The organism is Micromonospora sp. NBC_01638, assembly GCF_045209745.1.
Taxonomy (GTDB): Bacteria; Actinomycetota; Actinomycetes; order Mycobacteriales; family Micromonosporaceae; genus Micromonospora.
Genome location: NZ_CP109273.1, coordinates 2,596,120 through 2,620,387, shown reverse-complemented (window position 1 = coordinate 2,620,387; position 24,268 = coordinate 2,596,120). Strand labels below are relative to the sequence as shown.

Genomic DNA, 24,268 nt, shown 5'->3' with positions numbered 1-24,268 from the left:
CACCGTGCAGCTCGCCCTGGTCCACGCCCGCTATCAACTCCTGGAGATCATCCGGATCCCGGTGGCCGTCTTCGGCAGCGCCTTCTTCCCGGCCGCCGCAATGATCTTCTTCGTGGTGCCGTTCGCCGGTGACGATCCGGCCGGTGCCACCTTCGCCACCGCGTCGATGGTCACCTTCTCGGTGATGAGCGCCAACATCTTCCAGTACGGCATCGGTGTCGCCGAGGACCGCGCCCAGCCGTGGAACCCGTACACCCGGACCTTGCCGGCCGGGCCGGCACCCCGGTTCGCGGGCCGCGTGCTGGCCGGCCTGGCGCTGACGTACCTCTCGCTGATCCCGGTCGTGGTGATCGGCGCGACCCTGACCGCGGCCCGGATCACCCCGGCGGCTTTCCTGCTGACCGTCGGCACCGTGGCCGTCATCTCGGTGCCGTTCACACTGATGGGGCTCGCCATCGGCTACTCCATGCCGAGCAAGGCGGCGATCGTGATCGCGCAGGTGGTCTTCCTGCCGCTCGCGTTCGGCGGCGGCCTGCTCTCCGCGCCTGGTGCGGCACCCGGGTTCATCGAGACGATCGCGCCGTTCCTGCCCACCCGGGGCGCGGCGGAGCTGATGTGGGCGGCAGTCGGCGACTACGCCGTCCAACCGCTGGCGCTGATCATGCTCGGCGTCTGGGTGGTGCTGCTCGCCGCGCTCGCCAGCTGGGCGTACCGACGGGACGAGGGTCGCCGGTTCAGCTGACGATTCGTTCGTTTCCACCCCGAGCCGCAGCGGGACGGTGCCAGGATTCCGGCAGGGGGGCCGCCGTGGCCACCCGGGCCGAGAGGGGTCTTGACGTGAGCACCGTCCCGCCGGGTACCCCCTGCTGGGCCGACCTGGCCACCCCGGACCTGACCGACGCGCGGCGCTTCTACCCGGAGCTGTTCGGTTGGACCGGCCGGGTGACACCCGAGCCCGAGGCGGGCGGTTACACCGTCTTTCTGCTCGGCGGCAAGCCAGTGGCCGGGGCCGGGCCGCCAGCAATCCCCGACCAGGTGCCGATCTGGTCGACCTACCTCGCCACCGACGACGCGCAACTTGTCGCCGGCCGGGTCGAACGGGCCGGCGGGCAGGTCGTCGTGCCGCCGTTCGAGGTGTTCGACCGGGGCTGGATGGCGGTCTTCGCCGACCCGGCCGGCGCCACGTTCAGCGTCTGGCAGCCGCTGGCGATGACCGGCGCCGAAGTGTTCAACGTGCCGGGCGCGATGAGCTGGAACGAGCTGGTCACCCCCGACCCCGAGGGCGCGAAGGTCTTCTACGAGCTGGTGTTCGGCTGGCAGCCGGACGACCAGCCGGTCGGCGGGATGACCTACACCGGGTGGCGGCTCGGGACGCAGATCGTCGCCGGCATGATGCCGCCGCTGGCCGACGACTTCCCGGCCGACCTGCCCGCGTACTGGACGGTGTACTTCGCGGTGGCCGACGCGGACGCCGCAGCGGCCCGCGCCGCCGAGTTGGGCGGGACGATCCTGGTCCCGCCCCGTGACATCCCGGCGGGCCGGTTCGCAGCCCTACGCGACCCCCAGGGCGCCCTCTTCTCCGTCATCGACCTTGGCCCCTGACCTGCCCGGCACCTCGGGCGTCAGCGGTGGGGGTTGGGGCGGACGGGGACCACCAGGGGGCCGTGGGCGCCGGGGACGACCCGGACGCTGGCCCGGTAGTGGGTGGCGAGCAGGTGTTCGGTCAGCACCTCGTGTGGAGTCCCGGCGGCCACCACCTGACCGTCGGCGAGCATCACCATCCGGTCGGCGTACTCGCCGGCCAGGGAGAGGTCGTGCATCGTGGCGAGGACGGTCAGGCGGTGCTCGCGGCGCAACTGGTCGACGAGCTCCAGCACCTCCTGCTGGTGGCCGATGTCAAGTGCGCTGGTGGGCTCGTCGAGCAGCAGCAGCGTCGCCCCCTGGGCGAGTGCCCGGGCGAGGAACACCCGCTGCCGTTCGCCGCCGGAGAGGGTGGCCAGCTCGCGGCGATGGAAGCCACTCAGGTCCAACAGGTCGAGCACCTCGTGCACGGCATCGACGTCGGCGGTCGACTCCCGGCCCAACGTCGAGATGTACGGGGTGCGGCCGAGCAGCACGTAGTCCAGCACCGACATGCCGGGCGGCACCACCGGGGACTGTGCCACCGTGGCCACCACCCGGGCGCGGTCCCGGCGGCGCAGCGCGGCGCTCGGCGTACCGAACAGGGTGATCGCCCCCGGCGCGGGCAGCAGGCCGCCGACGGCGCGCAACAGGGTCGACTTGCCGGCGCCGTTCGGGCCGATCACGGTGACCCACTCGCCGGCGGCGACAGTGAGGTCGACGCCGGTGAGGATCGGCGTGCCGTCCAGGCTGACGTGCAGCCCCCGCACCTCGACCGCCGGCACGCCGCCGTCGACAAACCGGCCGACAGCGGACGGACCAGCGGCAGTCTCGGGGCTCACGTGAGCACCCGCCGGGCGGTCCGCAGCACGAGGACGAAGAACGGGCCGCCCAGTAGGGCGGTCACCACTCCGATCGGCACCTCAGCCGGGGCGGCGGCCGTGCGGGCCACCACGTCGGTCAGCGCCAGGAACGCGCCGCCGAACAGCAGCGACAACGGCAGGATCACCCGGTAACTCGACCCCGCGAGCAGCCGGACGGTGTGCGGCACGATGATGCCGACAAAGCCGATCAGGCCGGTCGCGGAGACCGCCGCCGCGGTGCCCAGGGAAGCGGCGGCGATCAGCAGGTAGCGGGTGCGCTGCGGGTGCAGGCCCAGGCTCCTCGCCTCGTCGTCGCCGACCGCGAGGACGTCCAGCTCGCGGCGGTGCAGCAGCACCACCACGGTGGTCAACGCGGCGTACGGCAGCACCAGCAGCACGTCGTGCCAGCCGGCGGTGGCCAGCCGGCCGAGCAGCCAGGAGTAGACCGGCTGGATGCTGTCGGAGTGTCGTTGCAGCAGGTACGTCTGCCCGGCGGAGAGGAACGCGGAGACCGCCACCCCGGCCAGGATCAGCATCGCCGGTGAGCCGCTCCGCCCGCCGGCCGCGCCGAGCACATAGGTCATCGTCACGGCGAGCAGCGAACCGGCGAACGCGGCCAGCGGGATGGTCATCGGCAGCCCGGAGATCGCGCCCTGCCGGCCGGCGCCGCCGAGGGCGATCACCGCGGTCACCGCGAGGCCCGCGCCGGCGGCCACACCGAGCAGGTACGGGTCGGCCAGCGGGTTGCGGAACACGCCCTGGTAGCAGCCGCCGGCGAGGGCGAGCAGGCCGCCGACGAGCAGACCCAGCACCACCCGGGGCAGGCGCAGCTCGGTGACGATCGCGATCTCCCGCTCGGACAGCCCGCTGTCGAGGTGCAACCCCGGAATCAGGTTGAGCAGCTCGGCGGCGACGCTGCCCGGTGGCAGGCTCACCGGGCCGAGCGACACCCCGGCGACGAGCGCGACGAGCACCGCGAACACCCCGGCGACCAGCCAGCCCAGGCGTACCCCGGCAGGCCGGGCCACCGACTGTGGCCCGGCGGACCGGGCCACGGACAGTGACCCGGTCACCGAGGGAAGACGGTCACGCGGGCACCTTGGCTACCGCGTCGATGATGACCCGGAGCAGGTCCACGACCCGCGGACCCCAGCGGGAGGCGATGTCGTCGTCCAGCGTGACGACCTGGTTGTTCTTCACCGCGGTGAGCCCGGCCCAGCCGCTGCGCGCCTTGACCGAGTCGGCGTTCTGCTGGCAGCACTTGGAGTCGGCCAGGAAGACGAAGTCCGGGTCGGCGTTGACGATGAACTCCTGGGACAGCTGCGGGTAGCCAGCGTTCTTGCCGTCCGCGTCAGCGGGGTCGGCGATGTTGGTCAGACCGGCCTGGCTGTAGAGCGAGCCGATGAAGGTCTTGCTGGTGGCGCTGTACAGCTCCGGACCCAGCTCGTGGAAGTACGTGAGCTTCTCGGTGCGCTGCGGCAGGTCCTTGACCAGCTTGGCGATGTCGTCCTTCATCCGGGTGGCGACGTCGGTGGCCTGGTCGGCGTGCCCGGTCAGCGTGCCCAGCTCGGTGATCTGCCGATACGAGTCGTCCAGGGTGGTCGCCGCCGGGGTCAGGTAGACCGGGATCTTCAGCTTGCCGAGCTGCTCGACGATTTTGTTCCGATCGTCGGAGAGCACCACCAGGTCGGGGTTTTTGCCGGCGATCGCCTCGGCGTTCGGTTGGAAACCGGAGAGGTCGGTCTTGGGCGCGTCGGCCGGGTAGTTGGACTGGTCGTCGACGGCGCTCACCTGCGGGCCGGCACCGATCGCGAAGAGGATCTCGGTGGCGGTGGGCGCCAGCGAGACGATCTTCTCGGGGCGCTTGTCGAGGGTGAGCGCACCGACCGTCACCGGGTAGGCGGCGGCTGCGGTGCCCGCGCTCGGCTGGTCGTCGGCCTTCTCGGCGCAGGCGCCGAGGACGAGCGCGGCGACCGCGAGGGTTGCGGCGAAGAGCCGAGGTGTACGTCTGAACATGGGGGCCTCCTGTCGGTCGAGGAGTGTGGTGCTTCGCCGACAGGGACTTTCGTACGCCCGCCCACGAGGCGCCCTTCCTCGAGAGCGCGTTTCGCGACCGATCCGCAGGCGACCTGGCTCGTCCCCACCGTCGGTGGGGCATCACAGTTGCGGGACAGCGCCGGGTTTCGCACCGGCTTCGCTGCGGACTGGTCGCTAAGACGGTAGCGCATCGCTGAGACCAGCCTGTTGATCTAGGGCATATCGGCGTGAGTTGATCTCAGATCACGACAATATGCCCTAGATCAGCGCGGGGAGAGGGGGCGGGAGGGGGTGGGAGGGGGGTGGGGCCCTGTCGGGGGGTGGGACGGGGCCCCACCCGATCAGGAGGAGGTGATGGTGACGTTGTCCACAGCCGCCTCCACCAGGCTGGCTCCGGAGGCGTCCGCCGCCTCGACGAGGATGCGTACCGACTGGCCGGCGTACGGGGTGAGGTTGAGGTTCGCCACCGCCCAGCTGCCGTTGCGGTTGGTCGCCGCGCCGGCCTGGGTGAGCAGCGCTGTGGTGCCGCCGTTGTGCACCACGCTCACCCGCAGGTAGTCCGCCGACGAGGCGTTCGAGCCGTGCGCCAGGTACCAGGCCAGGGAGAGGGTCAGCGTGCCGGACGACGGCAGGGTCACCGCCGGGGACCGGGCGCTGGTCACGCCGCCATCGACGTCGTAGTCACCAGCCGCCGAACCGGCGAGCCCGCCGGTGACCAGGTCGTTGGCACCGGCGTACGGGGTGAGCTGCTTGGCGCCCGAGGAGGTGGTCGCCTGGGCGGCGCCCCGTTCCCACGCCCCGGCCGTGGCGGTGTCGGTGCCGGACGGGTTGATGGTCCAGCCGGTGGCGGTTTCGAAGGTGTCCGACCAGACCGTGGTGCCACCACCACCGCCGCAGTACTGCGCCTGCTTGCCGATGGCCCGGTACGGGCAGTCGGCGTACTCGCTGAGCAGCAGCACCGCCTCCCGGTTGCGCGAGGTCTGCGCGGGGATCACCTCGTCGGGCGGGTAGAAGCCGCCGCCGCCGGACGAACCGGGATACATCTCGAAGGTGTACGCCCAGATGTTGTGGGTGGCCCACATCCAGTCGAGGCTGTCCCCGTCGGTGATGTAGAGGTCGCTGGACTGCTCCGGTGTGTAGTTGTTGGTGGCCGCCATCTGCTGGCCGATGGTGGCGAAGGTGTTGTACTGGTCCGCGTTCATCCCCGTCGCGGTGTTCGCGGTGGTGTAGCCGTACGGCCAGAGCACCAACTGCGAGTACGTGTGGAAGTCGATGTTGGCCTTGATCTGCTGCACGCCACCGACCACCCGGCCGTTGACGAAGTTGCGCAGTGCCTGCGTCTCGGGTGCGGAGAACGCCGACGGGCCACGGTAGGTCTCCGACGAGGTGGTGCCCGACGAGCCGCCGCAGCAACCCCAGTTGTAGGACCAGTTGCGGTTCAGGTCGGTGCCGACATTGGACGAGCCGCTGTTGGGCTGACGGTTCTTGCGCCAGGACCGGTACGACCCGGTGGCGATGTCGTACTCGCTGCCGTCCGGGTTGACCGTCGGCACGATCCAGATCTCCCGGCTGTTGACGATGTTGGTGATCCGGGAGTCGCCGCCGTAGCTGTCGGTGAAGAGGTTGAGCAGGTAGATCGCCATCTCGACGGTCAGGTGCTCACGGGCGTGCTGTTGGGAGTTGAACAGGATCTCCGGTTCGTTCTCGTCGGTGCCGACGTTGTCGGAGATCTTCACCGCCATCAGGTCGCGGCCCTCGTACGACGAACCGATGCTGATCTTGCGGGCGATCGCCGGATGGTCGGCGACGACCTGGTTCACGACGGCGGTCAGTTCCGCGTAGTCGTGGTAGTTGGAGTCGGCGGGCGGGAAGGCCAGCGTGCCCATCTCGCCGGCGCCGCGCTCGGCGTTGGGCGGTGGGGCGAGCGGTTCGAGTCGGAAGCCGAGCTTGCCGATCGCGGCGGCCTCACCCGCGGTGGCCGAGATGTGCAGGACTCCGTGTTCGGAGTAGTCGATGGCGGCTCCGGTGCGGGCCACCGCGTTGCGATCGGCGAGGGTCCGGGGCCCGAGCACCCGGTAGCTGGCGGCGGCCGGCTCTGCGGTGCGGTCCGGTGCCGGTCGGGCGGCGACCGGACCGGCGGCGACGGTGACGATTCCCAGCCCGGTGACGACGGCGAGCACCAGGACGCGGCGGAGAGGGATGGGCGTGCGGAGGGCCATGGACTACCTCCTCGATGGGCGGGAGATCCCGCTCGGTGAAGGACACTTCACCACCTGCCACATGGTCATATCAATATTGATCGTTGCCTAATGCATCCCGAGCCGATCATCCCGGCGGCAAGTTTTTTCCACCCGGCCACCCCTGGCGAAACTTCCCGCCAAGCGGGAAACTGACCAGCGACGATGCCCCTCTCGACACCGCGGAGCACTCATGGTCAGATCCCGCCTGCGCGCGGCCGCCCTCGCCGGCGTCACCGCGCTCACCCTGCTCGCCACCACCGCACCCGCGACGGCGGCCCGCCCGCCCGCCGCCACTCACGACGAGCAGATCACCTTCCAGGACTGGTCCGGGCCCGCCGACTGGCACCGGGGCAGCCGCGCCGGCACCCGCGTCGTGCCCGGCGCCCGAGCGGGCCTCACCCTGGCCCGACCGGCCGGCACCACCGAGTACGCCGACCCGCACACCGGCGCCACCCGCACCTGGGAGTACGGCACCTGGACCTCACCGGTGACCCGGATCGGGTTCGACGCCACCGAGCTGATCGCCTCCTGGAACGCGGAGACCCCCGCCGGCACCTGGATCCAGGTGGAGATGCAGGGCAACTACACCAGCGGCGATCAGACCCCGTGGTACGTCATGGGCCGCTGGGCGTCCGGCGACAGCGACATCAAGCGGACCACCGTCAACCGGCAGGGCGATCCCTGGTCGACGATCTGGACCGACACCTTCAGCATCGACGACGCCACCGCCGGGGTGCTGCTGCGGTCGTACCAGCTGCGGCTGACCCTCTACCGGGCACCCGGGCAGGCCGCCGCGCCGGTGGTCCGGATGCTCGGCGCGATGAGCTCCACCGTGCCGGACCGGTTCACCGTCACGCCGAGCGCCGGACACATCGCCTGGGGCGTCGAGCTGCCGGTGCCGCGCTACTCGCAGAACGTGCACTCCGGTCACTACCCCGAGTACGACGGCGGTGGCGAGGCCTGGTGCTCACCCACCTCCACGGAGATGGTGGTCGAATACTGGGGTCGCAAGCCGTCCCCGGCCGACACCTCCTGGGTGGACCCGACCTACCCCGACCCGACCGTCAACCACGCGGCCCGGATGACCTTCGACTACGCGTACGACGGTGCCGGCAACTGGCCGTTCAACACCGCGTACGCGGCCAGCTTCCCCGGCCTGGACGCTCGGGTGACCCGACTGCACTCCCTGGACGAGCTGGAACGCTTCATCGCCGCCGGCATCCCCGTCGTGACCAGCCAGTCCTTCCTCGCCAGCGAGCTGGACGGGGCGAACTACGGCACCTCCGGGCACCTCTTCGTGGTGGTCGGCTTCACGGCCGACGGCGACGTGATCGTGAACGACCCCGCCTCGTCCAGCAACGACGTCGTGCGCAACGTCTACAAGCGCGCCCAGTTCGAGCAGATCTGGCAGCGCACCAAGCGGATCAACGCCAGCGGCCGCGTCTCCGGCGGCTCCGGCGGCGTCGCATACCTCATCAAGCCAACCAGTAAGCCCTGGCCCAAGGTCCCCGGCTCCACCAACTGGTAACCCCCACCCCCACCCCCACCCCCACCCCGGTTGATCATGAAGTTATTGCCCCGACCGCTCGGCGTGTCGGGCAATAACTTCATGATCAACGCTTGGGGTCGGGGCCTTCGGTGGGGGTGGACGGGTTGGTGGGGGTGGGCGGGGCCTCGGCGTCGTCGCCGGCCAGGGCGGAGCGGAGGCGCTCCTTCTCGGTGCGGCGGCGCTCGGCGGCGCTGGCCATCTCCTCGGCCATCTCGTCCCGCCAGCCACGCAGCAGGAAGAAGGAGAGCGCGGCAGAGAAGGCCAGCGCCAACATCAGCTTCAGGAACACGTTCATGTCGACAAGCCAGAGGGCCGCCAACACGGCGATGAACAGCCCGATCCGGCCCAGCGTGTACTTGAGCGCGGCGCTCACCTGCACCACTCCGTTCTCTCCGTCGCCCACCGTGCCGGCGGGAGGGTCGATCCGCCCGGCGGGCGGTCGCGGTCAGCCGGTCCGACGGGCCAGCCAGCGGACGCCCGGGAACCAGACCGTCGCGTACGCCACGGTGAACGCCCCCGCCGCCAACGTGCCGGACAGCAGCGGCGGCAACCCGGCAGCCAGACCGGCGATCAGCAGCCCGACGAACACCCCGACCGCGGCGGCGACCACCGCCGCCAGCACCCGGGCCGCACCGAACTCCCAGGCGCGGAAATCGTCCCAGAACAGCCAGGCCGGCAGGATCACCGCCAACCAGCCGTTGGTGTGCCCGAAATCGCCGGCGCCGATCGAGGCGAACGCCCAGTCGAACAACACCAACGCCAGCGCACCGATGACCAGGCCGGCCAGGCACACCCCGAGCAGATCGCCCAGGGTACGGATCCGCCCCTCGGCGTCCCGACGGGGAAACCCGCCCTGCTGCTCAGAATCGCGTTGCTCGCTCATCGACTGCGAGGGTACGTGGTGGTTCAGGCCCAGACCTGCTGCGGCTCGGCGCGCCGCTCGGCCAGCGACGGGGCCTTGTCGTACTCCCGGACCACGTTGTAGCGGGTGTCCCGCTCGACCGGCTGGAAGCCAGCGTCCCAGATCAGGTGCAGCAGGTCGTCGCGGTGCATGGTGTTCGGGGTGCCGTACGAGTCGGCGTCATGCGTGATCTTGTATTCGACGACCGAGCCGTCCAGGTCGTCCACGCCGAAGTTCAGCGAGAGCTGGGCCACCGACAGCCCGTGCATCACCCAGAAGTTCTTCACGTGCGGCACGTTGTCGAAGAGCAGCCGGGACACGGCGAACGTCTTCAGCGACTCGGCCGGCGAGGCCATCGTGGTGCGCGCCTGGATCCGGTTACGGATCTTGCCGTCCGCCGAGTCCACGAAGTCGTGCTGGTAGCGCAGCGGGATGAAGACCGCGAAGCCGTTGGTCTCGTCCTGCAACTCCCGCAGCCGCAGCACGTGGTCGACCCGGTGCCGGGGCTCCTCGATGTGGCCGTACAGCATGGTCGCCGGGGTCTTCATGCCCTTGGCGTGCGCCAGGGCGTGGATCCGCGACCAGTCCTCCCAGTGGCAGGCGTGGTCGACGATGTGCTGCCGGACCTCCCAGTCGAAGATCTCCGCGCCACCGCCGGTCAGCGACTCCAGGCCGGCATCCATCAGCTCGTCGAGGATCTCGTCGGCACTCAGACCGCTGATCTTCTCGAACCACTGCACCTCGGTCGCCGTGAAGCACTTGAGCTTGACGTTCGGCAGCGCCGCCTTCAGCTCGCGCAGCACCTTGGGGTAGTAACGCCAGGGCAGCGTGGGGTGCAGACCGTTGACGATGTGCAGCTCGGTGAGCTGCTCATCTTCCATCTCCTTGGCCTTGCGGACCGCCTCGTCGATGCGCATCGTGTACGCGTCCTTCTCGCCCGGCTTGCGCTGGAACGAGCAGTACGCACAGGACGCCGAGCAGACGTTCGTCAGGTTGAGGTGCCGGTTGACGTTGAACATCACCCGCTCGCCGTTCAGTTCGGTGCGCTTGTGATGAGCCAACCGCCCCAACCAGGTCAGGTCATCACTCTCGTAGAGCGCGACCCCGTCCTCCCGGGTCAGCCGCTCACCGGCATACACCTTCGCTTCGAGCTCACGCTTGAGTCCGGCGTCCATGGCACGTCCCTTCCACCTGCGGTCCCGATCGAGCGTACGTCGGAGGGCCGACGGCCCCGGCGGCACGGTCGCCGACAGCGCCCCACTTCACCAGACTCTCAGCCTTCCGTAACCCGGCGACGCATCGACATCGCTGGCGGGGTGCGGTAGTAACAAGGGCGGGGCGGAACACACACTGGTACCGTCCGACGGCCGCGCCCACCGAGCGCGGCGCCGAGCGGTGTGACGGGAGCAGCATGGTCGACAGCGGGGCGCGACGGCAGCGACGACGGCGCCCGGTGATCTCGCCGGTGCTGCGTCCGAAGCTCTGGGCCGCCCTGCTCGGCGCGATCGCCGCCGCCGTGCTGGCCACCCCCGTGTACGCCGAGCCCGGAGTGCCGACCACCGTGCCGGACACCGGTGCGCGCCCACCGGCCATCGGCACACTCCAGCTGCCCGGTGGCGCTCCCACCGCCGGCGTGCCCGTCCCGCCGGTCGTCAACGTCGGCATCGGCCCGCTGGCCGCCGCCATCTCCGCTGGCGAGATCCAGGTCGGGGCGCTCGGCGACGCGTTGCTGGTGAGCCGGCAGAAACGCACCGACGCACAGGCGCAGCTCGACGCGGCCGGCAAGATGCTCGCGACCACGCAGGACGCCCTGCTCCGGGCCCAGCAGGCGGCCGACGTCGCCGCCGCGGACGCCGTCAAGGCAGCCGCCGCGCTGCCGCCTGGTGACCTCGCCGAGGACATCCGTGGGCTGAGCCGCCTACAGCAGATCACCCGGGGCGAGAAGGTCGACGGCGGCACCACCGGAGTGGCCGGTGAGCTGTCCCGTGCCCGCGCCGGGGAGCAGGACGCCTACCAGAAGCACTCCCAGGCCAAGGATCTGCTCGCCGCCGCCGAGGCGGAGTTCACCGCGGGCGAGACGGCGCTCCGCACGGCCGAGGCGAGCCTGCTCAAACTGCGCCGGGACAACGCCGCCCTGCTGATCGAGATCGAACGGCAGCAGGAAGCCGCCGAGCAGCAGATCGGCGCCGGCTACGTCGCCGGTCAGAACATCAGCGGCATGGCCGCGCACCCGCGGGCACTGGCTGCGGTCCGGTACGCGCTCGCCCAGCTCGGCGATCCGTACAAGTGGTCCGAGGAGGGGCCGGACCAGTTCGACTGCTCCGGTCTGATGTGGGCCGCGTACCGGTCTCCGGGCGCCGACTACTTCGACCTGCCCCGGGTCTCCCGCGACCAGTACGCCGCCACCCGGAGCCGCACCGTCCCGCAGACCGCGCTGCTCCCCGGCGACCTGCTTTTCTTCGCCTCTGGCAGCAGTTGGACGACGATCCACCACGTCGGCATGTACATCGGCAACGGCAAGATGGTGCAGGCGCCCACCACCGGCGACGTCGTCAAGATCTCGGTGGTCCGCTGGTCCGGGCTGTACGCCGCCACCCGGGTGATCGGCGCGGTGCCGGCACCGATCGTGACCATCCCGACCCCGCCGGTTACGACGCCCAGCACGACGCCCAGCACGACGCCCACCCCGAAGCCGACGCCCACCACCAAGCCGACGCCCACCACGACGCCGACGCCGACCACCGAGCCCACGCACACGCCGACCACCAAACCCACGCTCACGCTCACGCCCACGCCCACGCCCACGCCGACGCCGACGCCGACTGGCAGCACCGCACCGAGTTCGTCGACCAGCCCGAGCAACACGCCGACGACCCTGCCCTCGGCACCGACCAGCGCGCCGGGCAGCACGTCCCCGTCGACCACGCCGGAGGCCAGCACGAGCGTGACGGGCAGCGGCATCCCGACGGTCAGCCCCGACACCACGGGCTGACCCGCCGCGATCCGCTCCGGCTGTCCGCTCGGGGAGATCTGTGGCACCGTGACAACCAGGCACATCCGACCCGATGTCACGGGTCCGGGTGCGAGCATGGCGCGGAGGGCGGAGATGGCCGAGCAGAGAGATCCGGCGGAGACGGTTGACCCCGGAGTCGACCGAGCCGCCCCGCCAGGGCCGGCCATCGCCGAGCCGGTGGTGCCCCCCTCCGAGGCCGTCCCGGGTGCCATCCCCGCTGACCCGGCTGCCTCTGACGCTGCCCCGGCCACCAGCGGCACAGCCACGGCCACCACTGACGCCACCCCGGCCACCAGCGACCCCTCCGCGGTCACCGGGGCCGACGACGTCTCCGCTAACGCCGAGAACGCCCCCGCCGGCGCCGAGGACGCCCCCGTCGGGGCCGACGACGTCTTCGCCAGCCCCGCTCCCGCCGGCACCGGCACCGCTTCGGACGGTCCCGAGACGGGCGCTGGGCAGCCCGCCGACGCTCGCCCGGATCAGGCCGCCGCGCCGGTACGGGCCCGGGCCAGCGTCGCAACCGCCGGGGCTCTTCGCAGTGACCTGCCGGCCAGCGCTCCGGTCACCGCGACCACCTACCGTGCGACCGGCTCAGCCAGCCCGGCCGATGTTTCGGTGCCCGGACAGCGGAACGACTCGACCGCGCCGGCCCGGGCCAGTGCCACGGTTCCCGGCAGCAGCCGGGTCACGTCCGGTGCCATGGGCACCCCGGAGCCTCGCGGGAGCACGCCCGCCGTCTACCGATCCGGGCCGGTGAGTCCCGATCCGGAGCCGGCCCAGCCGTCGACTCCGGAGCCGGAGCCCTCGCCACCCGGCCCCGGGCCGACCGAGCCGTCGCCACCCGAACCGGAGCCCGCGCCGGCCCCCGGTCCGTATCCTCCCGGCCCGATGCCGACGCCGGGGCCGCGACCCACGCCGCCCAGTCCGGTCCCACCCGTCCCGGGTCCACCCATACCGCCGCCTTCGCCGGTTCCGCCCATTCCGGGGCCGCCGACACCGCCCATCCCGAGCCCACCACTACCGCCACCCGGTCCACCGGTGCCCGCGCCGCCCGCGCCGCCTGGCCCGATGCCGGCACCGCCGTTTCCGCCACCGCCTGCGATGATCGACACGCCCGGCGTACGGGCCACCGCGTCGGTCTCCGCAGCGCCGGCCGACTGGCCGTCCACCGCCGGGGCGGCACGCCCGACGTCCAGCGGCGGATGGGCCGAGACACCCGTCTCCGCGCCGCCGGTGGTGCCCGCGGCAGCGCTGCCGAGTTGGCCGCCGTCTACCGTCAGCGCTCCCCGATCGGCCGGGAGTGGCACCGTCAACTCCCAAATGTCCGCGCCGACGGGCAGCCCTTCGGGCAGCTCCGCCGGGCGGGGCGCGGGCGCCCGCGCCGGGCGGCACGACGGCGGCTCCGACCTGGCCGGCACCGTCTACGGCAGCGGTGAGGGGCCGGGTTTCACCACGATCGCGATGCCGGCGAACGCGGTGGAGAATTCCGGCTCGCTGACCGGGCACATCCTGGCTCAGGGCTGGGCGGACACGCCGGCCGAGCGGTCCGGGAACACCCGGGTGATGATCGTTCTGGCCGCCGCTCTGGGGCTGCTGGTGGCGATCAGTGTCCTGGTCGTCGTGCTGGCCGGTGACGCCCTGGACGGTCTGGTGGGCAGCGTGCTGAACGGGTGAGCCGTCGAGCGGCAACGATGGTGAATCCGCCCACTACCGTCGGGCAACCGGCTGGCGACTTTGCCGGACCGCCGTACACTGGCTGAAATCACTGACCCGGCGCGCGTGGTGCGCGCCCCTGGGCGATCTTGCGGGCGATCCGGCGGCACAGCCGCGGCGGCCATCGCGAAGATGCGCCCCGCTCGAAAGGCTTTTGTTGACCACCTCTGCTGACCCCAGCACCGTTACGTCCGTTATCAACCCCGCCCCGGCGGCCGACACCGCCCGGGGACCGCTCGACACCTCTCCGCGCGAGGCCGGCACCGCGCCGGCCGGGACCGCCGCCCAGCCGGCCGAGCCCGCCTCGACGGAGACCGCCGATCCGATCAGCTTCGCCTCCCTCGGCCTGCCCGAGCCGCTGGTCCGCGCGCTGGCACAGCAGGGCATCACCAGCCCGTTCGAGATTCAGCGGGCCACCGTTCCGGACGCGCTCGCCGGCCGCGACGTGCTGGGCCGCGGGCAGACCGGTTCGGGCAAGACGCTCGCCTTCGGTCTGCCGATGATCGCCCGGCTGGCCAACCGCAACCGGGCCCGGCCGATGCGTCCGCGCGCCCTGGTCCTGGTTCCCACCCGCGAGCTGGCCATGCAGGTCAACGACGCCCTGTTGCCGCTGGGCAAGGCCGTCGGCATCTTCCTCAAGACCGCCGTCGGCGGTGTGCCGTACGACCGTCAGATCGATGCGCTCCGACGCGGCGTGGAGATCATCGTGGCCACCCCTGGCCGGCTCGGCGACCTGATCGAGCGGGGCATCTGCCAGCTCGACGACGTCGAGGTCACGGTGCTCGACGAGGCTGACCAGATGGCCGACATGGGCTTCCTGCCCGAGGTGACCGACCTGCTGGCGAAGACGCCGGCAGGCGGCCAGCGGCTGCTCTTCTCGGCCACCCTGGACGGTGACGTCGACGCGTTGGTCAGGCGGTTCATGACCGACCCGGTGACCCACTCCACTGCGCCGTCGACCGCCTCGGTGTCCACCATGGACCACCACATGCTGTTGATCCCACCGCACGAGAAGTTCCCGGTCACGGCGTCGATCGCCGCCCGTGACGGCCGGACCATGGTCTTCGCCCGTACCCAGCTCGGGGTGGACCGGCTGGTCGAGCAGCTCGCGGCGGTCGGCGTACGCGCCGGCGGACTGCACGGCGGCAAGACCCAGCGGATGCGGACCAAGACGTTGGCCGAGTTCCGCGAGGGCCGGATGAACGTGCTGGTCGCCACGGACGTGGCGGCTCGGGGCATCCACGTCGACGGGGTCACCCTGGTGCTGCACGTCGACCCGCCGAAGGACCCCAAGGACTACCTGCACCGCGCAGGGCGCACCGCCCGGGCGGGCGAGTCGGGCGCGGTCGCCACGCTGGTGCTGCCCAAGCAGCGCCGCACCACCCTGGCCATGATGGAGAAGGCCGGCGTCGCGCCGGCCGAGGCCCGGGTCCGGCTCGGAGACCCGGCGTTGGCCGAGCTGGTCGGCGCCCGGGAGCCCAGCGGCGTCGCGGTTCGCGTCGAGGCCGAGCCGCGGGGTTACGGCGACCGCGGCCCGCGTCGATTCGACGACCGCTCCGGCGGCCCGCGGCGCTTCGGCGACCGCCCCACTGGCGAGCGGCGCTTCGGCGACCGCCCGCAAGGTGACCGCCAGTACGGTGACCGCCAGTACCGTGACCGTCCGCAAGGTGACCGCCAGTACGGTGACCGCCAGTACCGTGACCGTCCGCAAGGTGACCGCCAGTACGGTGACCGTCAGTACGGCGACCGTCCGCAAGGTGATCGTCAGTACGGTGACCGCCCCACCGGTGAACGGGGCTACGGCGACCGGCCGGCCGGTGAGCGGCGTTACGCCGATCGGGACACCCGGGGTTACGGCGACCGGCCGCAGGGCGAGCGCCGGTTCGGCGACCGGCCGCAGTTCGGCGACCGGGACGGCCGGGCTGACCGACCGGCCGGCGAGCGGCGCTTCGGCGACCGGGACGGCCGGGCCGACCGACCGGCCGGCGAGCGGCGCTTCGGCGACCGGGACGGCCGGGCCGACCGACCGGCCGGCGAGCGGCGCTTCGGTGACCGCGACACTCGGGGTGGCTTCCGCCCGGACAGCCGTGTTCGGGACGACCGGCCGCGCGACGACCGGCCCCGTGACGACCGGCCCCGCGATGACCGGCCACGCGACGACCGGCGCGGTTTCGGCGGGCGACCGCCGGCGCGTACCCACTGATCTTTGATCCGTTGATCCACCGAACGCCGCCGCGAAGCCCAGGCTTCGCGGCGGCGTTCGCGCATGCCCTGCCGATGCCGGTCCGGTCGCGTAACGTCCGGCTCATGCCGACCATGCCGAAGTCCATCTTCTGGTCCCGGACGGACACCGCCGGCAGCGAGCAGGTTCTGCTCGACGACAGCCACGGGTTGGCGGCGCGGGGCACCCTGCTCGCCGTGGACCCGATCCCCTGGACCGCCCGCTACCAGCTGACCACCACGCCGGACTGGACCACCGCCCGCGTCGAGGTCGAGGCCGAAGGGCTGGGCTGGCTGCGCAGAGTGACGCTGGAGCGGGCCGCGAACCGGTGGCGGGTGACCACCGCCGAGCAGGGCGACCTGGACGCGGCGCTGGTCGCGGCCGGTCATCCCCGGGCCGGTCTGCCGGGCACCGATGACCCGGACCGGCTGGCCGACGCGCTCGACGTCGACCTGAGCGGTTCGCCGCTGTTCAACACCCTGCCGGTCCACCGGCTCGGGCTGGCGGCCGAGCCGGCCGACCTGGCACACCGGATCACCGTCGCCTGGGTGCTGCTGCCCGGCCTGGAGGTGGTGTCGGCCGAGCAGATCTACACCGGGCGCGGGCCGGGTCGGGTGCGGTTCGCCAGCGGCACCTTCACGGCCGACATCGATCTGGACGACAGCGGCTACGTGGTGCGCTACCCCGGGCTGGCCGAACGGATCGACCCGCGCTGAACGGCGCTGCCAGGGGCTCAGGCGGGCCAGGCGCCGCTGGTCAGGAAGCGTTCGATCGTGGCCAGGTGCGGCGTCAGGTCGAGGCCCTGGGCGGCCACCCAGTCGTCGGCGTAGTACGTGTCGGCGTACCGGTCGCCCGGGTCGCAGATCAGAGTGACCACCGAGCCGGTCCGGCCCTCGGCGAGCATCGCGGCGATCAGGCCGAACGCACCCCACAGGTTGGTGCCGGTGGAGCCGCCCACCCGGCGGCCGAGCAGCGCCGATCCGGCGCGCATGGCGGCCAGTGACGCCGCGTCCGGCACCTGGACCATCCGGTCCACCACGGAGGGCACGAACGATGCCTCCACGCTGGGACGACCGATCCCTTCGATCCGGGAGCCCTTCCCGGTACGCAGAGACCAGTCGGCGGCCAGCCAGGCCGGGTAGAACGCCGAGTTCTCCGGGTCGACCACGCAGAGCCTGGTGGCGAGCCGGCGATACCGGGCGTACCGGCCGATCGTCGCGCTGGTGCCCCCGGTGCCGGCACCCACCACGACCCAGGCCGGGATCGGATGCCGCTCCAGCTCCAGCTGCGCGTAGATCGACTCGGCGATATTGTTGTTGCCCCGCCAGTCGGTCGCCCGCTCGGCGTAGGTGAACTGGTCCATGAAGTGCCCGCCGGAGTCCTCGGCGAGCCAGCGGGCCTCGACCACCACGGTCGCGGGGTCGTCCACCAGGTGGCACCGGCCGCCCTGGAACTCGATCTGCGCGATCTTCTCGGGCGAGGTGGAGGAGGGCATCACCGCGATGAACGGCAGGCCGAGCATCCGGGCGAAGTACGCTTCGGAGACCGCCGTGGAGCCCGACGACGCTTCGACGATCGTGGTGCGCGGCCCGATCCAGCCGTTGCAGAGCCCGTAGAGGAACAGCGAACGGGCCAGCCGGTGCTTCAGCGAGCCGGTGGGGTGTGACGACTCGTCCTTGAGGTAGAGGTCGACCCCCCAGGCCCGGGGCAACGGGAACGGCAACAGGTGGGTGTCGGCCGAGCGGTTCGCGTCCGCCTCGACGGTGGCGATCGCCTCCGTCACCCAGGTGCGGCTGGCGTCATCGAACCGGTCGTGATGAGTCACGCCGGAAACGTAGCAAGCAGGTCGGAGGCGGTCAGCGCCGGTCCGACGGCGTGGTCCGGCGGCGCTGGCGACGCTGACCGGCCCGGCCGGCGGCCTGGACGAGCGGGGTCAGTGCGACGGCCAGCCCGGGCAGGGTGTCCAGCAGGCGCACCTGCGCTCCCCGCCAGCGGGGCAGGCTGACCACCGGGCGAGGCCGGCGGGCCAGCCGAACTGCCCAGGCCGCCACCCGCTGCGGGGTCAGCATCGAGCCGGTGAACGAGGCCAGTGCTCCCGGGTCGTCCAGCCGGTCGTGCAACATCGGGGTCCAGATTCCGTCCGGGCAGAGGCAGGAGACGTGCACCCGCCGGTACCCGGCCATCCGCAGGTCGGACAGCGTACCCAGGCTGAACGCCAGCAGGGCGTGCTTGCTGGCCGCGTACACCGTCTCGCCGGGCGCGGCGACCAGGCCGGCCAGCGAGACGACGTTGAGCACGTGGCCGTGGCCCTGCCCGCGCATCACGGCCAGCGCGGCGAGGGTGCCGTTCATGGCACCGAGGGCGTTCACGTCGAACACCCGGCGGCGGGTCGGACCGTCGTGCTCCCACGACGGCCCGGTGATCAGGATGCCGGCGTTGTTGACCCAGAGGGCGAGGTCGCCCCGGCTTGCCGCAGTCGCGGCGATGTCGGCGCAGGCTCGCTCGTCCCGGACGTCCAGGGCTGCCGACCAACCGCCGAGCGGTGCCGCGGCGGTGTGCACCGCCGCCGGGTCGAGGTCGGTGAGCAGCACCGACCAGCCGTCGGCGTGCAGCGCGGTGGCGATGGCGTGGCCCAGACCTCCGGCAGCGCCAGTCACCACGGCCACTCGACGTCCCGGCGGGGTCATCGGCGCACGCTACCGCCGGCCGAGCGGGTGACACCAGGGGTACGCGGCGGTCAGGTTGCGGGCGTGCCGATCGACTGGGGGCGGTTCTCCCATTTCGTGGAGAGTGCGATGGCGGTGCGGGTGGAGGCGACCCCGGGGGTCCGGTTCAGCCGCACGATCAGCTGCTCCAACTCGGCGATCGTGCCAACCCGCGCCGTGAGCAGGAACGACTCCACGCCGGCCATGAAGTAGCAGGACTCGATCTCGGGCAGCACCCGCAGTGACTCGAGCATGTCGTCGGTGTCGGCGCCGGAGTCCTCGACGATGCCGATCAGCGCGGTGACCCCCAGCCCGATCGCCTCCGGGGCCACGTCCGCCCGGTAGCCGCGGACCACGCCACTGCTCTCCAGTTTGCCGACCCGCTCGTGTACGGCCGGGGCCGAGAGGCCCACCTGTCGGGCCAGCTCGGCGTACGAGAGGCGGGCGTTGCCGCGAAGCAGGTCGACGAGGCTCAGGTCGATGGCGTCCACAGAGAGCGACCTTATCCGCTTACGCGTAACCCGACGTCTTCGACATACGTTGGGCTGAGTGGTGAATCACTGTTCACAAACCGCCGGTCATGGCAGAGGTAGCACCAGTACCATTACTAACTCCCCACTCAGTGCATTTTTCGCGTTTGGGCGGACAGGCCATGTCCCTGGTGCTGTAATTGCCATACGTCCCTCATGACGGCTCTGGGCTACGCACCAGCCGGGGGCAGTGTGTTCAGCCAGGGGCTTCGTCGACGCGAGGAGGGGGCTGTGGACACTGGAGATCGCCTGCTGACACCGGGTGAGGTCGCCGCGCTGTTTCGGGTGGACCCGAAAACTGTGACGAGATGGGCGGCGGCCGGCCGGATAGGAAGCATCCGGACTCCAGGCGGGCATCGCCGGTTTCGGGAATCCGAGGTGCGAGCCCTGCTTGAGGGGGAGGGCATGCTGGACGAGGTGGACGAGGTTGAAAAGCCACGCAATGTGGGTCCGGCCACATCCACGGGGCCGGGTCCGGCCAACGCCGGCATGTACTGAACTGGTGCGGACAACATCACCGCGGACCGGACACCAGTCCGGTCCGCGTCCCGCTTCTGCCGACCGCCAGACGGCAACACAAGGCGCGTTGAGCGGAAAGGCCGGTAATCGCTGAGCGGACGGCTCAACTCCGGGCCGCGCCGAGTTGGCCGGACCACCGCCGGAACAGCGTGTGGGGGACGCCGAGCGCGTCCAGCACCTTGCCGGCCACGAAGTCGACCAACTGCTGGGCGCTGGCCGCCGCGCCAGCCCCGTAGAAGCCAGGGCTGGCTGGCAGCACCACCGCGCCGGCGTCGTGCAGCGCGATGAGGTGCTCCAGGTGGCTGCGGGTCACCGGTGTCTCCCGGGGGACCACCACCACGGGCCGCCGTTCCTTGAGGTTGACCTCGGCGGCGCGCTGCAACAGATCCTTGGAGAGCCCGATCGCGATACCCGCGCAGGCTGCCGTGCTGGCCGGGACCACGGCCATCCCGCGTACCCGGTAGGAGCCACTGCTCGGCCCGGCGGCCAGGTCGCCAGCCGGCCAGTGCCGCAGATCCGCTCCGGTCAGGTCCCGGTCGAGCCAGGCGGCGAGATCCTCGGCCCAGTGCCCGTCGCGAAATGGTCGGCCGGTCTCGTCGAGCACGGTGAGTCGTGCCGCCCGGGACACGATCAGGTCCACCGCCTCGCCCGCGTCGAGCAGCCCTCCGATGACGGCCGCCGCGTACGGCGTGCCGGAGGCACCGGAGACCCCGACCACCCATGGTTCCCGCATGCCCCCAGCCTGCCTGGTCCGGCTGGTCCGTTGGTGAGCACCCCCGGGCGTGGTCCGTCCGACATGTCCGGCGGGTACGTGCACATCCCGTCGACCTGACATGCTGCCGGCGGCGATTCGCACCGGAACCATCTCGCACAGGAGGCATCGGTGACGACCGGCGAGATCCTCTGGGCGCTGCGTGCCGAATGTCCGATCCCGTCCCGGCTCTCACCGCACGCCGACCGCGCGCAGGAGTGGCTGCTCGGTCTGCTGCCCGAGCTTGGCCTCCCACTGGACGACGCCGCGCTGCAGCGGCTCTGCCGGGGAGCTTTCGCCCGGTACGCCGGGCGGCTCTACCCGGGGGCGACCGAAGCCGACCTGCGGGTGCTGACTGCGCTGTTCACCTGGTTCTTCCTGGTCGATGACGCCTGCGACGGGCCGGACCGGCTCACCCCGGAGCAGATCCGGGCACTGCGCAACGGCACGCTGGCGCTGCTGCACGACGGCCCGCGGCTGCGTCAGGCGGGGCTGTCCGGCCCGCTACGGCGGCTGCTGGTGCTGGCCTGGCGGGAGCCGCGCCGCCGGATGCCGGCCGGGTGGCGGCTGCGCTTCGCCGACGCGGTGGCCCGGCACCTTGACGGCACCTGGCAGGAGGCGGTCAACAAGGAGGCTGGCCGCCGACCCAGCGTCAACGAGTACGTCGAGCTGCGCCGGGCGACGTCGGCGGCGGAGGTGTCGTACCCGCTGGTGGAGTTCGCCAGCGGCCGACCGTTGCCCGGCCCGGTCTACCATCACCCGCTGCTGCGCCAGATCGCCCGTCTCGGCAACGACCTGCTCTCCTGGTACAACGACCTGGCCTCGCTGGAGCGGGACCGGGCCACCGCGGGCGGGCACAACCTGGTCCTGGCCATGGAGGCCGAGCTGGCCGTGCCGTCGGCGGAGGCTGTCGAGCGAGCGGCCGAGCGCTGGCGGGCGTCGATGCGGCGCTTCGTCGTGCTGCGGGCCGCGGTGCCGTCGTTCGGCCCGGTGTTGGACGAGGCGGTCACCGACCATCTCGACGGGCTCGCGCACGCCGTGCGCGGCACCATCGACTGGACGCTGGAGAGCGCCCGCTACCCCGCCGGCACCGCGCAGCCAGCCTCAGGGCCGTAGGTCGAGCCGGATCACCAGGTCGAGCAGGGCGAACACGAACAGCGCGATGCCGACGAACCCGTTGGCGGTGAAGAACGCCCGGTTGACCTTGCTCAGGTCGGTCGGGCTGACTACCAGGTGCTGGTAGGCGAACGCGACCGCGGTCAACGCCAGGCCGACCCACCAGAGCCAGCCGAACCCGATCAGCGCCCCGAACCAGACGAAGAGCCCGAAGGTCACCACGTGCGCGACCGTCGAGGCGTGCAGCGCGAAGCGCCGACCGTACCGGGCGGGCACGCTGTGCACGCCGATCTCCTGGTCGATCTCGGAGTCCTGGCAGGCGTAGATCAGGTCGAAGCCGCCGATCCACAGCCCGACCGCCGCGCCGAGGAGCCAGGCCGGCCCGGAGCCGTCCAGGGTGCCGGTGACGGCCAGCCAGGCACCGACCGGGCCGACCGCCTGGGCGACCCCGAGGATGGCGTGCGGCCAGTTGGTGAACCGCTTGGCGTAGGGGTAGACGACCAGCGGCACCACGGCGAGCGGCGCCAGCACCAGGCAGAGCGGGTTGAGCAGCGCAGCGGCGGCGAGGAAGACCACCAACGCGACGGCCGCGCCGGTCCAGGCCGTCCGCACGCTCACCGCACCGGTGACCAGTTCCCGGCCGGCGGTACGCGGGTTCCGCGCGTCGATCCGCCGGTCGAGGATCCGGTTGGCGGCCATTGCGAACGTCCGAGCCCCGACCATCGCCACGGTGATCAGCAGCAGGTCCCACCACCGCACCCGCCCGCCGTAGACCTGCATCGCGGTCAGCGCGGACAGAAACGCGAACGGCAGCGCGAACACGGAGTGCTCGATCGCGACGAGGTCCAGGAATGCCCGCACCCTCCCCCGCGATCTTGCACTTCCGGTCGGGGCAGAAGTGGACGAAGGGGAGGAATCGGGGACCGAAAGTGCAAGATCGCGGTGGTTGTCGGTGGCCGCCATCAGATCCCGTACTCCTTCCAACGCTTGTCGACCAGGGAGGTGACCTCCGGGCTCATCTTCATCTCTTCCGGCCAGCCCCGGGTGTACCCCTCGGTGGGCAGCTTGCGGGTCGCGTCGACACCCGCCTTGCCGCCCCAGAACTGCTGGTACGACGAGTGGTCGAGGTGGTCCACCGGGCCCTCGGTGAGCAGCAGGTCGCGGGCGTAGTCGACGTTGCCGAAGGCGCGGAAGGCGACCTCGTTGTAGTCGTGCACGTCGCAGTCCTCGTCGACGATCACGATGAGCTTGGTGAGCGACATCAGGTGCGCGCCCCAGATCGCGTTCATCACCTTCTGGGCGTGCTTCGGGTAGCGCTTGCGGATCGACACGATCGCGCAGTTGTGGAACACGCCGGCGGCCGGCAGGTCGTAGTCGACGATGTCCGGGATCATGAGCTTGAGCAGCGGCTGGAAGATCCGCTCGGTGGCCTTGCCGAGGCCGTGATCCTCCTGCGGTGGCTGGGAGGTGACGATCGAGTGGTAGACCGGCTTGCGCTGCATGGTCATCGCCTCGATGTGCAGCACGGGGAACGGCTCGACCGGGGTGTAGAAGCCGGTGTGGTCGCCGAACGGCCCCTCGGGCAGCCGCTCACCGGGCTCCAGGTAACCCTCCAGCACGATCTGCGCGTGCGCTGGCACCTGCAACGGCACGGTCAGGCAGTCGACCATCTCCACCCGCTCGCCGCGCAGGAACCCGGCGAACAGGTACTCGTCGATGTCACCGGGCAGCGGCGCGCTGGCCGCGTACGAGACGACCGGGTCGCAGCCGATCGCGATCGCGACCGGCAGGCGCTGCCCGAGCCGCTCGGCGACCGCGTGGTGCGCCGTCGAGTCCTTGTGGATCTGCCAGTGCATGCCCAGGGTGTTGCGGCCGTGCTGCTGGAGCCGGTACAGGCCCAGGTTGCGCTTGCCGGTCTCCGGGTGCTTGGTGTGGGTCAACCCGTAGTTGTGGAAGATCCCACCGTCGCCGGGCCAGACCTGCAGCCCCGGCAGCCGGTCCAGGTCGACGTCGTCACCCCGGTAGACCACCTCCTGGCAGGGCGCCGTCTTCACCTTGCGCGGCGGCACCGACTTGAGCTGCATGACCTTGCCGAGGCCCTCCCGGATGCCCGACCAGCCGACCGGCAGCTCCGGCTTGATCAGCGCGCCGATCCGGGCACCGATCTCGTCCAGCGAGTCGACGCCGAGGGCCATCGCCATCCGCTTCTCGGTGCCGAACAGGTTGATCGCCACCGGCATCTCGCCCCGGGTCGGGTGCTCGAAGATCAGCGCCGGGCCGCCGGCCCGCACCGTGCGGGTGACCACCTCGCTGATCTCCAGGGTGGGGTCGACCGGGACGTCGACCCGGCGCAGCTCCCCCGCGCGCTCCAGCGCCGCGAGGAAGTCCTTGAGATCGGTGTACGGGAAGCCACGAGCCGCCATACCGCCCAGTCTCCCGCACCGGTCACTGTCCCAGCTCGGCCGGGTCCGGGTGGCCTTGCTCACGGCC

The 24,268-nt window shown here is 71.6% G+C and carries 24 protein-coding genes and 1 riboswitch; of the genes, 9 read left to right on the top strand and 15 right to left on the bottom strand.

Features of this window, described 5'->3' with window-relative positions:
* The first annotated feature begins 4 nt into the window (after positions 1 to 4).
* Together OG811_RS12415 and OG811_RS12410 are read left to right on the top strand one after the other, a co-directional pair.
* Positions 5 to 742 (top strand): ABC transporter permease, encoded by a 738-nt coding sequence (locus OG811_RS12415; RefSeq protein ID WP_406074291.1) that lies wholly within the window; start codon positions 5 to 7, stop codon positions 740 to 742.
* A 95-nt stretch (positions 743 to 837) separates the two neighbouring features.
* The gene (locus tag OG811_RS12410; RefSeq protein WP_406074289.1) at positions 838 to 1,602 is read left to right on the top strand and encodes a VOC family protein; all 765 of its coding nucleotides are present in this window, start codon (positions 838 to 840) and stop codon (positions 1,600 to 1,602) included.
* Between the two features lie 20 nt (positions 1,603 to 1,622).
* On the opposite strand, the gene OG811_RS12405 is transcribed toward OG811_RS12410, so the two are convergent.
* The 4 genes from OG811_RS12405 to OG811_RS12390 form a co-directional block, all read right to left on the bottom strand.
* On the bottom strand, positions 1,623 to 2,405 hold the full coding sequence (locus OG811_RS12405) for an ABC transporter ATP-binding protein (RefSeq protein ID WP_406075686.1): 783 nt from the start codon (positions 2,403 to 2,405) through the stop codon (positions 1,623 to 1,625).
* A 53-nt stretch (positions 2,406 to 2,458) separates the two neighbouring features.
* Positions 2,459 to 3,556: a FecCD family ABC transporter permease gene (locus OG811_RS12400; RefSeq protein ID WP_406074287.1), complete on the bottom strand. Its 1,098-nt coding sequence runs from the start codon at positions 3,554 to 3,556 to the stop codon at positions 2,459 to 2,461.
* Positions 3,557 to 3,569: 13 nt separating this feature from the next.
* Positions 3,570 to 4,499, bottom strand: a complete 930-nt coding sequence (locus OG811_RS12395; protein WP_406074285.1) for an ABC transporter substrate-binding protein — start codon at positions 4,497 to 4,499, stop codon at positions 3,570 to 3,572.
* A gap of 85 nt (positions 4,500 to 4,584) precedes the next feature.
* Positions 4,585 to 4,720: riboswitch (cobalamin riboswitch) on the bottom strand.
* A 141-nt stretch (positions 4,721 to 4,861) separates the two neighbouring features.
* Positions 4,862 to 6,739, bottom strand: coding sequence for a M14 family zinc carboxypeptidase (locus tag OG811_RS12390; RefSeq protein ID WP_406074283.1), 1,878 nt, complete (start codon positions 6,737 to 6,739; stop codon positions 4,862 to 4,864).
* A 211-nt stretch (positions 6,740 to 6,950) separates the two neighbouring features.
* On the opposite strand from OG811_RS12390, the gene OG811_RS12385 reads away from it, so the two are divergent.
* Complete coding sequence (locus tag OG811_RS12385) at positions 6,951 to 8,288, top strand: C39 family peptidase (protein ID WP_406074281.1); 1,338 nt, start codon at positions 6,951 to 6,953, stop codon at positions 8,286 to 8,288.
* 85 nt (positions 8,289 to 8,373) lie between these two features.
* Here OG811_RS12385 and OG811_RS12380 read toward each other — a convergent pair whose 3' ends face one another.
* The 3 genes from OG811_RS12380 to mqnE all read right to left on the bottom strand — a co-directional run bounded on the left by OG811_RS12380 (position 8,374) and on the right by mqnE (position 10,385).
* On the bottom strand, positions 8,374 to 8,682 hold the full coding sequence (locus tag OG811_RS12380) for a DUF4229 domain-containing protein (protein WP_406075684.1): 309 nt from the start codon (positions 8,680 to 8,682) through the stop codon (positions 8,374 to 8,376).
* Between the two features lie 72 nt (positions 8,683 to 8,754).
* Positions 8,755 to 9,192, bottom strand: coding sequence for a hypothetical protein (locus OG811_RS12375; RefSeq protein ID WP_406074279.1), 438 nt, complete (start codon positions 9,190 to 9,192; stop codon positions 8,755 to 8,757).
* A gap of 23 nt (positions 9,193 to 9,215) precedes the next feature.
* Positions 9,216 to 10,385: an aminofutalosine synthase MqnE gene (gene mqnE / locus OG811_RS12370; protein ID WP_406074278.1), complete on the bottom strand. Its 1,170-nt coding sequence runs from the start codon at positions 10,383 to 10,385 to the stop codon at positions 9,216 to 9,218.
* Between the two features lie 236 nt (positions 10,386 to 10,621).
* Here mqnE and OG811_RS12365 point away from each other — a divergent pair, with 236 nt between their 5' ends.
* Positions 10,622 to 12,202 (top strand): C40 family peptidase, encoded by a 1,581-nt coding sequence (locus OG811_RS12365; protein ID WP_406074276.1) that lies wholly within the window; start codon positions 10,622 to 10,624, stop codon positions 12,200 to 12,202.
* 596 nt (positions 12,203 to 12,798) lie between these two features.
* On the opposite strand, the gene OG811_RS12360 is transcribed toward OG811_RS12365, so the two are convergent.
* Together OG811_RS12360 and OG811_RS12355 are read right to left on the bottom strand one after the other, a co-directional pair.
* A complete protein-coding gene (locus tag OG811_RS12360; protein WP_406074274.1) occupies positions 12,799 to 12,924 on the bottom strand; it encodes a hypothetical protein in 126 nt (41 codons plus the stop codon).
* A gap of 36 nt (positions 12,925 to 12,960) precedes the next feature.
* Positions 12,961 to 13,536: a hypothetical protein gene (locus OG811_RS12355; protein WP_406074273.1), complete on the bottom strand. Its 576-nt coding sequence runs from the start codon at positions 13,534 to 13,536 to the stop codon at positions 12,961 to 12,963.
* A gap of 7 nt (positions 13,537 to 13,543) precedes the next feature.
* Here OG811_RS12355 and OG811_RS12350 point away from each other — a divergent pair, with 7 nt between their 5' ends.
* The 3 genes from OG811_RS12350 (at position 13,544) to OG811_RS12340 (ending at position 16,873) form a co-directional block, all read left to right on the top strand.
* Positions 13,544 to 13,897: a hypothetical protein gene (locus OG811_RS12350; RefSeq protein ID WP_406074272.1), complete on the top strand. Its 354-nt coding sequence runs from the start codon at positions 13,544 to 13,546 to the stop codon at positions 13,895 to 13,897.
* Between the two features lie 196 nt (positions 13,898 to 14,093).
* A complete protein-coding gene (locus OG811_RS12345) occupies positions 14,094 to 16,139 on the top strand; it encodes a DEAD/DEAH box helicase (RefSeq protein ID WP_406074270.1) in 2,046 nt (681 codons plus the stop codon).
* A gap of 113 nt (positions 16,140 to 16,252) precedes the next feature.
* Entirely contained in the window at positions 16,253 to 16,873 is a 621-nt protein-coding gene (locus OG811_RS12340; protein ID WP_406075682.1) for a putative glycolipid-binding domain-containing protein, read from the top strand.
* Between the two features lie 17 nt (positions 16,874 to 16,890).
* Here OG811_RS12340 and OG811_RS12335 read toward each other — a convergent pair whose 3' ends face one another.
* Genes OG811_RS12335 through OG811_RS12325 form a run of 3 tightly spaced genes read right to left on the bottom strand, consistent with a single transcriptional unit; the run spans position 16,891 to position 19,353 of the window.
* Positions 16,891 to 17,982, bottom strand: a complete 1,092-nt coding sequence (locus OG811_RS12335; RefSeq protein ID WP_406074269.1) for a PLP-dependent cysteine synthase family protein — start codon at positions 17,980 to 17,982, stop codon at positions 16,891 to 16,893.
* Positions 17,983 to 18,013: 31 nt separating this feature from the next.
* Positions 18,014 to 18,844 (bottom strand): SDR family NAD(P)-dependent oxidoreductase, encoded by an 831-nt coding sequence (locus OG811_RS12330; protein ID WP_406074267.1) that lies wholly within the window; start codon positions 18,842 to 18,844, stop codon positions 18,014 to 18,016.
* Between the two features lie 50 nt (positions 18,845 to 18,894).
* The gene (locus tag OG811_RS12325; protein ID WP_406074265.1) at positions 18,895 to 19,353 is read right to left on the bottom strand and encodes an Lrp/AsnC family transcriptional regulator; all 459 of its coding nucleotides are present in this window, start codon (positions 19,351 to 19,353) and stop codon (positions 18,895 to 18,897) included.
* Between the two features lie 270 nt (positions 19,354 to 19,623).
* Between OG811_RS12325 and OG811_RS12320 the strand changes: the two genes are divergently transcribed.
* Entirely contained in the window at positions 19,624 to 19,890 is a 267-nt protein-coding gene (locus OG811_RS12320; protein ID WP_406075681.1) for a BldC family transcriptional regulator, read from the top strand.
* Positions 19,891 to 20,014: 124 nt separating this feature from the next.
* Here OG811_RS12320 and OG811_RS12315 read toward each other — a convergent pair whose 3' ends face one another.
* Entirely contained in the window at positions 20,015 to 20,644 is a 630-nt protein-coding gene (locus OG811_RS12315) for a UbiX family flavin prenyltransferase (RefSeq protein ID WP_272614809.1), read from the bottom strand.
* 150 nt (positions 20,645 to 20,794) lie between these two features.
* Between OG811_RS12315 and OG811_RS12310 the strand changes: the two genes are divergently transcribed.
* Positions 20,795 to 21,778: a terpene synthase gene (locus OG811_RS12310; protein WP_406074262.1), complete on the top strand. Its 984-nt coding sequence runs from the start codon at positions 20,795 to 20,797 to the stop codon at positions 21,776 to 21,778.
* Here OG811_RS12310 and mqnP read toward each other — a convergent pair.
* Entirely contained in the window at positions 21,767 to 22,741 is a 975-nt protein-coding gene (gene mqnP, locus OG811_RS12305; RefSeq protein WP_406074260.1) for a menaquinone biosynthesis prenyltransferase MqnP, read from the bottom strand. The genes OG811_RS12310 and mqnP overlap by 12 nt on opposite strands.
* The gene (locus OG811_RS12300; protein ID WP_406074258.1) at positions 22,741 to 24,201 is read right to left on the bottom strand and encodes a menaquinone biosynthesis decarboxylase; all 1,461 of its coding nucleotides are present in this window, start codon (positions 24,199 to 24,201) and stop codon (positions 22,741 to 22,743) included. The genes mqnP and OG811_RS12300 overlap by 1 nt, the downstream gene beginning before the upstream one ends.
* Positions 24,202 to 24,268: the final 67 nt, after the last annotated feature.